The 427-nt window shown below is 49.6% G+C and carries 2 protein-coding genes; both read right to left on the minus strand.

What is annotated here, in order from left to right:
• Nucleotides 1–217: hypothetical protein (locus tag ACTHS3_RS17080; RefSeq protein WP_440368650.1), on the minus strand; the 217-nt coding region annotated here is incomplete at its 3' end.
• A partial coding sequence (locus ACTHS3_RS17085; RefSeq protein WP_440368651.1) for a zinc ABC transporter ATP-binding protein occupies nt 214–427 on the minus strand: 214 nt, incomplete at its 5' end. The genes ACTHS3_RS17080 and ACTHS3_RS17085, both read right to left, overlap by 4 nt.

Consider the following 427-nt stretch of genomic DNA (forward strand, 5'->3'; position numbering starts at 1 on the left):
CTATTGTCGAAGCCGCATGGTTGTAGGTGACTTGCGCATCGGTAAAATGCCAAGTTTCGATTTCGTTATTGTACACGTCTGTCGAATGTGCGCCAGATTTCGGCGCATGAGCCGCCGCCGGCATTTCATGCGACAAATTTAGGTTTAGGGGTTTCACGGTTTGGGTAGTCGGTTGGGTGCAGGCTGCTTTTGGGATATTGCCGTATTCTGTTTTCATTTCGTTTGGAACAGCGGGCCTGCAATTTGATTCACGGCGTTTTGCAGCTTTGCCGCCTCACCCAATGTCCAATATTCGCCGCTGTTGATGGTCTGCCCATAAACAAGATCCCATTTGAAGCGGAAGGTTTTCTGCACGGGTAGGAAGATGAAGCAGAAAATATCTGCTTCGGGCGCGAAAACCTGTTCCAGAAACACAAAGTCAGGCGTG

Source organism: Neisseria sp. P0009.S007 (genome assembly GCF_051962515.1).